Source organism: Alcanivorax sp. DSM 26293 (assembly GCF_900107995.1).
GTDB lineage: Bacteria > Pseudomonadota > Gammaproteobacteria > Pseudomonadales > Alcanivoracaceae > Alcanivorax.
On record NZ_FNUM01000010.1, the window covers coordinates 91,044 to 98,133 of the forward strand.

Annotated in this window: 6 protein-coding genes, 4 tRNA genes and 1 rRNA gene; 1 reads left to right on the forward strand and 10 read right to left on the reverse strand. The window is 55.9% G+C overall.

The genetic code is table 11. The features are described 5' to 3' along the window. Positions 1-14 precede the first annotated feature (14 nt). The 9 genes from tuf to C4S63_RS15725 all read right to left on the reverse strand — a co-directional run bounded on the left by tuf (position 15) and on the right by C4S63_RS15725 (position 5,962). Positions 15-1,205: an elongation factor Tu gene (tuf, locus tag C4S63_RS15685; protein WP_062818036.1), complete on the reverse strand. Its 1,191-nt coding sequence runs from the start codon at positions 1,203-1,205 to the stop codon at positions 15-17. 155 nt (positions 1,206-1,360) lie between these two features. Continuing rightward, a tRNA-Thr gene (locus C4S63_RS15690) sits at positions 1,361-1,436 on the reverse strand. A gap of 43 nt (positions 1,437-1,479) precedes the next feature. Further along, positions 1,480-1,553 (reverse strand) — tRNA-Gly (locus C4S63_RS15695). A gap of 66 nt (positions 1,554-1,619) precedes the next feature. Beyond that, positions 1,620-1,703, reverse strand: a tRNA-Tyr gene (locus C4S63_RS15700). A 75-nt stretch (positions 1,704-1,778) separates the two neighbouring features. After that, positions 1,779-1,854, reverse strand: a tRNA-Thr gene (locus C4S63_RS15705). 83 nt (positions 1,855-1,937) lie between these two features. Continuing rightward, positions 1,938-2,585, reverse strand: coding sequence for an SPOR domain-containing protein (locus C4S63_RS15710; protein ID WP_103918141.1), 648 nt, complete (start codon positions 2,583-2,585; stop codon positions 1,938-1,940). 16 nt (positions 2,586-2,601) lie between these two features. Beyond that, positions 2,602-3,336 carry a type III pantothenate kinase gene (locus tag C4S63_RS15715; RefSeq protein ID WP_103918142.1) on the reverse strand — a complete coding sequence of 245 codons (735 nt, stop codon included), beginning with the start codon at positions 3,334-3,336 and terminating at the stop codon, positions 2,602-2,604. After that, the gene (locus tag C4S63_RS15720) at positions 3,333-4,304 is read right to left on the reverse strand and encodes a biotin--[acetyl-CoA-carboxylase] ligase (RefSeq protein ID WP_235000050.1); all 972 of its coding nucleotides are present in this window, start codon (positions 4,302-4,304) and stop codon (positions 3,333-3,335) included. The genes C4S63_RS15715 and C4S63_RS15720 overlap by 4 nt, the downstream gene beginning before the upstream one ends. Then, complete coding sequence (locus C4S63_RS15725; protein WP_231866016.1) at positions 4,301-5,962, reverse strand: AMP-binding protein; 1,662 nt, start codon at positions 5,960-5,962, stop codon at positions 4,301-4,303. The genes C4S63_RS15720 and C4S63_RS15725 overlap by 4 nt, the downstream gene beginning before the upstream one ends. 413 nt (positions 5,963-6,375) lie before the next feature. Here C4S63_RS15725 and C4S63_RS15730 point away from each other — a divergent pair, with 413 nt between their 5' ends. Then, positions 6,376-6,612: an acetyltransferase gene (locus tag C4S63_RS15730; RefSeq protein ID WP_103918144.1), complete on the forward strand. Its 237-nt coding sequence runs from the start codon at positions 6,376-6,378 to the stop codon at positions 6,610-6,612. Between the two features lie 329 nt (positions 6,613-6,941). On the opposite strand, the gene rrf is transcribed toward C4S63_RS15730, so the two are convergent. Beyond that, positions 6,942-7,057, reverse strand: a 5S ribosomal RNA gene (rrf, locus tag C4S63_RS15735). Positions 7,058-7,090 lie beyond the last annotated feature (33 nt).

Consider the following 7,090-nt stretch of genomic DNA (forward strand, 5'->3'; position numbering starts at 1 on the left):
ACACCCAGTAAGGATTACTCGGTGATTTTGGCTACCACACCGGCGCCAACGGTACGGCCACCTTCGCGGATAGCGAAGCGCAGGCCGTCTTCCATGGCGATCGGCGCGATCAGCTCAACGTCCATCTGCACGTTGTCGCCCGGCATAACCATCTCGGTACCTTCCGGCAGGGTACATGCACCCGTTACGTCGGTGGTACGGAAGTAGAACTGCGGACGGTAGCCGTTGAAGAACGGGGTGTGACGACCACCTTCGTCCTTGCTCAGCACGTACACCTCAGCAATGAACTTGGTGTGCGGCTTGATGGAGCCCGGCTTGGCCAGTACCTGGCCACGCTCAACCTCATCACGCTTGGTACCACGCAGCAGAACACCAACGTTCTCGCCTGCACGACCTTCGTCCAGCAGCTTGCGGAACATTTCCACACCGGTACAGGTGGTCTTGGTGGTGTCGTGGATACCCACGATCTCGATTTCCTCGCCCACCTTGATGATGCCACGCTCTACACGGCCGGTTACTACAGTACCGCGACCAGAGATGGAGAATACGTCTTCGATCGGCATCAGGAACGGCTGATCAACGGCACGCTCCGGCTCCGGGATGTACTCGTCCAGGCACTCAACCAGCTTCTGTACGGCAGGCATGCCGATGTCGCTGGTGTCACCTTCCAGTGCTTTCAGGGCAGAACCCTTGATGATCGGAGTATCGTCACCCGGGAAGTCATAGTCGTTCAGCAGTTCGCGAACTTCCATTTCAACCAGCTCAAGCAGCTCTTCATCGTCAACCATGTCCGCTTTGTTCAGGAACACAACGATGTAGGGAACGCCTACCTGACGGGACAGCAGGATGTGCTCGCGGGTCTGCGGCATCGGGCCGTCAGCAGCGGAACATACCAGGATCGCACCGTCCATCTGCGCCGCACCGGTGATCATGTTCTTCACATAATCAGCGTGACCGGGGCAGTCTACGTGGGCGTAGTGACGAGTCGGGGAATCGTATTCCACGTGAGAGGTTGCAATGGTGATACCACGCTCACGCTCTTCCGGAGCATTATCAATACCGTCGAAAGCGATGGCGCTACCGCCCCAAACTTCTGCACACACGCGGGTCAGCGCGGCGGTCAGAGTGGTTTTACCATGGTCAACGTGACCGATGGTGCCTACGTTTACGTGCGGTTTATTACGTTCAAACTTTTCCTTTGCCACGACTCTTCACCTCTTAACTTGGCTGTGCTTCCTCGCCATATGGCGCGCATACACCCGATAAAGACACATTTAAGGACTGTATTGATAAACACAGACCACCTTGGCACCATCAAGACACATGAAGCCGGACCCAGGATATACCTGGGCCCGGAAATTGGAGCTCTTGACCGGATTTGAACCGGTGACCTCACCCTTACCAAGGGTGTGCTCTACCTACTGAGCTACAAGAGCATAACCTTCATGTCACCTGGTGGTGACCAAACTCTACCGGAGCTGGAGCGGGTAGCGGGAATCGAACCCGCATCATCAGCTTGGAAGGCTGAGGTTCTACCGTTGAACTATACCCGCAAACCTTCCGATGCCTGCCAGCCTTCCGGCCATACAAACCATCCAAAGAATGATCTGCTTTTTATCTGGTGGAGGGGGGAGGATTCGAACCTCCGAAGCTTTCGCGTCAGATTTACAGTCTGATCCCTTTGGCCACTCGGGAACCCCTCCAGAAAAGGGCCTACATTCTCTTTACGGCCCAACCACTTGTCAACCAATTTTCAAGTAGTTAGGCACGTTTAAAGCTGGAGCTGGCGAGAGGAGTCGAACCCCCGACCGGCTGATTACAAATCAGCTGCTCTACCAACTGAGCTACGCCAGCTCACAAGGGTTGCGAATTCTATAGAAAGGAATCAGGTGGCGCAATCCACTTGAGGATCAAACGCCTAATAATTGCTCAGCAATTCAGGGGCAGGCCACCCAATCAAGCTTAAGGGACTGATTTGCCTCAAGAAAGATATTCAACTCGGGTTTCTCTTCCGGCTCCTGATCCATCAGATAAACCCAGTATTCCGTCACCGCCCGGGACGTTTCTCGCACAAAGGCCGGATAACCGGCATTTCGCATCTTTACGCGCAACCCTTCCGCCGACTCCGCACTGGAGAAGTACCCCAATGAAATGGCATTGGCATCCTCGCCCTCCTTGACGACAAAGCTGTCCACACCATGATCCTGCAACTCATGAAGCACACGCAGCGCCCTCTCCCTGTCGGCATAGGGAGGCAGATACACCCAGTTGAGCCGATCCTTCTGAATATTCAGAGCCCGCACCTGACCCGACAGCCCTGCCGCCCTCAGCTGGACCGCGCCAGCCTGGGCCGCATCACGGGACTCCCAGGGGCCGACTACCGCACACAGAGAGCCCGCCTCCGGTCTGCGCGCGCCGTCCCGGGTCGGCTGGGAGCGCTCGGAAAGCAACACCAACCGCTCTCCTCCCACAGACTGCGTCGGCACACGCAACGACACTGCCTCACGGGGAGCCAGGTTCTTGGTAAGCTGCACCCCCAGATAAACCAGATTGACGACCAGCAAGCTGTAAAATATCCACCGCACCGGTGTTCCCCCACCATTATTGTTGTCGGTCTGCCACGCGCTCAAGGCCATCTAGGACAAGGTCGGGCATATGCAGAAACTCGAACTGGAAAGCACCTGTCAATTTCGGGGCATCACCGCCAGTTACCAGCACTTTACAAGTATCTTCAAGCACTTGGCGTAGTTCAACCACCACCTCCGTGACGAAGGCCACAGACATGCGCAACAAACCATTGTGCACACACTCCCCGGTGGATCGGCCCAGAGCCGGCCGGGCCGTAGCCGGCTCGATATGCACATCGGAGGTATCCCGCAACAGGGCAGTACGCAACATTCCCAAGCCAGGCACAATATAACCGCCCAGAAACTCCCCCTTTTCATTCACCGCATCAATGGTGAGAGCACTGCCACAATCGATAATGATACTGGCACCAAAGCGCTGATGACCCTCTATCATTGCCACCCAGCGATCCACTCCCAGCTTGCGAGGCTCCGGATAGCAGTTTTGCACACCGAAATCCTGGCCACAGGAATAATAAAAACACGGCGTCACACCCGTCCGATCTGCCAACAGCCCCGCGATCTCGGTATCCGCTGAGGGGCCCGCCACTGACGCAATCCAGATTGCATCAACCTGATCACTGCCTTGCAGTAAAGCGTCCACGACAGCGGGCCAGTCTCGCCCGTGTCGACAGCCCCCCTGCTCCATCTTCTCACCGTGGCGAAAGCGCCATTTCATGGCGGTGTTACCCACATCCACAAACAGTTTCATCGGACTCTCAAACTCACTTCACCGCCATAGACTTCACGCACGCCATTCGGTGTTTCCACGCGCAAAGCCCCATCCCCCAGAACGCCTGCCGCCTTACCGGTAAACACCTGCTCAGCGGATTGGACCTGAACCAACTCACCCTTCACCGCATCATAGCGGTCAAAGTCTCCCCGGAAAGCCGCAAACCCTTGTTGCGAAAAACGCGGCAGCATATCCAGTAAATGCGTCAGCACGCAGCCTGCCAACACCGTCCTGGGCGGCATATCGGCCAGCTCACTGGCAAGGTCGGTCCAGGTCTGGTCAATATCCCTGGCCTGGTGCCCCGTCATGCAGCCATTGACACCGACCCCGATCACCACATCCACCTGGCCATCCATCTCACCGGCCAGCTCTATCAGGACACCGCCGACCTTGGCACCATTGATCTGCAAATCATTGGGCCACTTCAGACCTACCGGCAATGACGGATCCAGCTCCTGCAATGCCTGAGCCACCACCACACCCACCGCCAGACTCAACCCGCCCAAAGCGGCAAAACCACCACTCACCGGAAAACGAATGGATACGTAAAGATTGGCTGCAAAGGGAGACTGCCACTGCCTGCCTCTTCGGCCACGGCCGGCAGTCTGGCACTCGGAGAGAAACACCTGGGGACGACGTACTGGCCCCTTGATGGCCAGCGCATCGGCATTGGTGGATTCGGTTGCCCACTGATAGTGCAGCTGGGCCCGTTCCCCCAGCAACACTTCCAGTGACAACGGATCAATCAGGTCCACCGGTTGAGCCAGCCGATAACCTTTGCCCTTGACGGATTCCAGCGGCAAACCGAATTCCTCAAGGCGCTGAATACGCTTCCAGATAGCAGCCCGGGAAATCCCCAGCGCCTCCCCCAATTCGGAGCCGGAGCGGAACCGGCCATCAGCCAGAAGGCGGATCAATTGCTGATCCGCCTCTTTGAAGGTGCTCAAGCTTCCCAAACCACCCCTTTGGTCTTCGCCCACTTGGGAATGTCATCCGCATAACGTTTTTCAATTTCGTTACGCTTCAACTTCAGGGTCGGTGTAATCAGGTTGTTCTCTACCGTCCATGCATCCTTACACACGACCAGAGTCGTCATGCGCTCATGGGGGTCGAGCTCGTTATTGACGCGGGCCAGCAGGGCTTCAAGTTCCTTGGTGAAATGCTCTTTTTCACTGGCTTTGGACAACTTTTCCTGCTCTTCCGGGGTAATATTCAGCAACGCAATGGGCTGCCCCATCCCCTGACCGATGACACAGGACAACTCCAGACCCGGCTGCGTGGAGAGACGGTTTTCGATCGGAGCCGGCGCCACATATTTCCCTTTTTCCGTCTTGAAGATTTCCTTCACTCGACCGGTAATACGCAAACGTCCTTTCTCGTCAATTTCGCCCACATCACCGGTATGCAACCAGCCATCTTCGGTAAGATCTTCCGCGGTCTTCTCTGGCTGCTTGTAGTAGCCTTTCATATTACCGAGGCTACGCACCATAATCTCACCGCCCTCACCAATCCGGCATTCCACGCCATCATTGGGAGTCCCCACCCAACCGATCTTCTGGTCACCCTCTTCAGTGGTATGTGACCAGGCCAGGTTCTCGGTCATGCCGTAAACTTCAAGAATTTCCAGATCCAGCTTCTTGAACCAGGTAATGATATCCGGGGACAGTGCGGCCGCGCCGGACAGCGCAATACGGCATTGATCCAGCCCCATGGCTCCCAGCACTTTCTTTTTGATCACTTTGTTCAGGAAAGGAATCTTGAGCAGCTTGTTCAGCTTCTTGGGAGGCACCGCTTCAGAAGCCTTTTGGTAGAACTTGGACCAGATACGTGGCACCGCAAAGAACACCGTAGGCTGGGCGCGCTTGATGTCTTCACCGAACGTTTCCAGAGATTCCGCAAAGAAAATCTTGCCGCCCACGTAAAGCTGGGCGATTTCAACAGCCACCCGTTCAGCCACATGGGAAAGCGGCAAGTAGGAGATCATTCTCTCTTCCGGTGTCAGGTTATACACCTTGATCATTTTTTCGCCGACGATGGAGAAAGACTGGAAGTCATGCATCACCCCTTTGGGCATACCCGTGGTGCCAGAGGTATAGATGATGGTCGCAATATCTTCCATGGCAGGCTCGGCCACTTGCTCCAGTGGTGCCGTATCGCGAATGATATCGCCCCAATTGGGGAAATCGTTCAGCGCATCGCGGGGGGCAAGAGTGAACGCCACTTGCTTGACGCCGTCCGGAACCCCTCCTTTCATGATGTCCCAGTCATCCAGCTTGCCAACAAAAAGGAACTTTGACTCACTGTGCTCCATGATCTGACGGACCGTCTCCGCAACCAGTGTCGGGTACAAGGGCACACTCACTGCACCGGCCATCCAGATAGCGAGGTCGGCAATAATCCACTCCGCACAGTTTTTGGAAACCAGAGCCACATGGTCACCTTTCTGCACGCCCTGGGACTGCAGGTAAGCCGCCATTCTGCGAGCTTCATCATTGATCCGGGCCCAGGTATAGTCCTGCAGCTCACCACCGCCCATGGGCTGAACCATGGCCACTGACTGGCCCTGCTTCTCGCAACGCTGCTCCAGCGCTTTAAGGGGGCTCATTACTGCTGCCTTATTATCCATTGTCATAATTCTTAACCTTTTCCCAAGTCCAAATGTATCGATACAGCCCGTTTCAGCGGGTCTGGCGCAGGCCTGCCCTGCAAAAGCACAATGATCATTGCCCCGACGACGGATGCCGAACCATCCACCACCGGGCCTGGGCCCTGTATACACAGGGCCATCTTGATTCAGCAAACCCCAACCATACCACTTTCGTCGCTTGTGATGGAGCCTTTACAGCGGCAGATGGCAGGGTTACAGCCATACCAGATAATGGCGATGCCCAGCATAGAATGGCCGCCATCCGGGATAAAGCCCCTCTTGGTTTAATAATGTTGACCGCTCTTTCTATTGCCAGAAGCGTGCTCCCGGCCGCACCCTGAAAGCCTTCAAATCCAAAGGGAGCAGAGAGCATGTTTCTCAAAGAGCGGAGCAGCGGCCACCTGGTGCAGGTAGTCGAACCCACGGAACTGGTCAACCCTTTACGCACGCAGATTAGCGGGCGCTATCATCACGGCGAAGAAGCCCAGGAAGCGGAGCCATTCAACAAGGCCAATCTGGTGTTTCCGTCAGGCGAGACGCTTCCCCGATGCTGGGTGGATCCCCATTATCGGGATGATGAAATCCCCAGTACCGGGATGGGAGTCTAGATCTGACATTTGGGCCGGGCTGCGCCAACCGGATTCTGACCAGAGGCCAGGGCTTTAAAGAGGCAATAAACCCGTTGGAGCCATGCTTGCATGGCGAGGGGTAGTTTACCGCTTCTGGGTTCTAGGTTGGAGTTTGAGGCTTTGCAGGGCGTGATGACCTACAGTGTGTGACGAGCATGCTCGCCATCCCTTCGGGACCAAGCTGGCTCGATCCCCCTTGAGGGGATGGCGGCTTCGCTGCGAGGCAGGGAGAGTGGATCACCGTGATCCTGAATAAAACAAAAAACCCCCGACACTTTCGTGACGGGGGTTTTCTGTTTTATTTAAGAGCCTGACGATGACCTACTCTCACATGGGGAGACCCCACACTACCATCGGCGATATGTCGTTTCACTTCTGAGTTCGGCATGGGATCAGGTGGTTCCAACACTCTATGGTCGTCAGGCAAACTGGTTTAGCTATCCACGCGGGCATCGCT